General features: G+C 59.3%; 1 protein-coding gene. It reads right to left on the bottom strand.

Features of this window, described 5'->3' with window-relative positions:
* Positions 1-174: 174 nt before the first annotated feature.
* Positions 175-1,548: an ISNCY family transposase gene (locus GDN47_RS31785; RefSeq protein WP_152095058.1), complete on the bottom strand. Its 1,374-nt coding sequence runs from the start codon at positions 1,546-1,548 to the stop codon at positions 175-177.
* Positions 1,549-1,632: the final 84 nt, after the last annotated feature.

Raw genomic sequence — 1,632 nt, 5'->3', positions numbered from 1 at the left:
TGTGGCGAAGGAGTTGGAATGTCCGATGCAGCACAAAGTTAAAATGTCACCTTGAGCTGCCACACGGCACGATGGCCAGCCCCGATCTGACCGGCTGATCCGGTTGCAAGATCAGATCGGGGCGGGTGGAACATACCCCTTCGGCTTTAGCTTTGAGACTATGCGATCAACCGTTTACTCCGCGGCCTGCTGCCGCGACAGCGCTGTCTCACGCCGTGCAAGAACCTTCGGATCGTTCAGGAAATCCGTCTTCCGTCCAAGCTTGGTGCCGCGCGGTGTGTAGCCAATCCGTTCGCTGTTGGTCTTCACTTTTGGCTTCGGCTGCTGGTCCTGACGCTCCTTGATATAGGCCAGCACATCACCAAGGCGTTTGTTCTCGGTGATCGCCGCATGCGTCACCCGCTGATCCTTGTCGAACGTCCTATAGGGCAGGGAATAGCCCTTCCAACGCACATCCAGCCGACCATCCGCATAGGCATAAGTCTCGACATAGCGACCAGCCAATCCGCGCGTCACCTCGGTCTCCTCCAGCATGATCCGCTGGCGCTCAAACGAAAACGTCAGCTGCGATCCGACATAGCGCTGCTCGCGCTTACACAGGATCTCAGTCAATCGATCCGGCGCCAGGTTTATCGGCCGATGCAGGTCATCGGACCGGGCAGGGGCAATCGCAAACCGCGCATTGTAGTCCTCCATAAAGCCAGGCAAAAACGCATTGCCCGCCTCCATGTCGCAGATGCCCGCCAGCCGTAACTCCTTGACCAGCCGGTCCTGCAGCGTCCGGTTCATCCGCTCGACACGGCCCTTGGCCTGGCTCGAATTTGCGCAAAGAATCTCAATGTTTAGCTCGCAAAGCGCACGTCCGAACTGGGTCATGCCCTGACCACCCTTTGCATCCTTTTTAGCCACCCGGAACACCGAATGCTTGTCTGAATAAAAGGCAACCGGTGCGCCATGACGCTTGAGATAAAGCGCCAGCGCCTCGAAATAGCTGAAGGCACTTTCCGAGCGCACGAAGCGCAACTGCATCAACTTGCCGGTCGCATCATCGACGAACACCAGCAGCGAACACGGATTACCACGGTCCTCAAACCAGCGGTGCTCGGAGCCGTCGATCTGCACCAGCTCGCCATAGGCCTCGCGCCGCAACCGCGGCTGATGAAACGTCCGGCGCTGCTTGCGCGACAGCCATAGTCCAGCCTCGACCATCCAGCTGCGCACCGTCTCACGCGATACCCGCAAGCCATCGCGTTCGGCCAGCTTCTCCGTCGCCAGCGTCGGCCCGAAGTCCGCATAGCGTTCGCCAATCAGCGTCACCGCGTAATCGCGAACGCCATCGCTGATCCGATTGTTCGACGGTCGGCCGATCGCCTTGTGCCGGATCGATGCCGCACCGGTCGTCCGGATCCGCTCCAACAGCCGGCGAACCTGGCGCGTGCTCAAGTCCAGGACACGCGCCGCCGAAACGATCGTCATCCGGCCGTCGATCACCTTCGACAAAACCTCAATCCGCTGCAGATCGCGCTCGCTCATCGCAATCAATCCCATCCGCAATCTCCCAAGGTCATCAAAACCCGGGGAGAGTGACATTCCAACTTTGCAGAAACAGGACACTTCAACTTTGCGGCTACA

The sequence above is a fragment of the Martinezella dioscoreae genome (assembly GCF_009176305.1).
Lineage (GTDB): Bacteria > Pseudomonadota > Alphaproteobacteria > Rhizobiales > Rhizobiaceae > Rhizobium > Rhizobium dioscoreae.
Note: the sequence above shows the minus strand (reverse complement) of the source record. Positions and strands in the feature narration are given on the sequence as shown.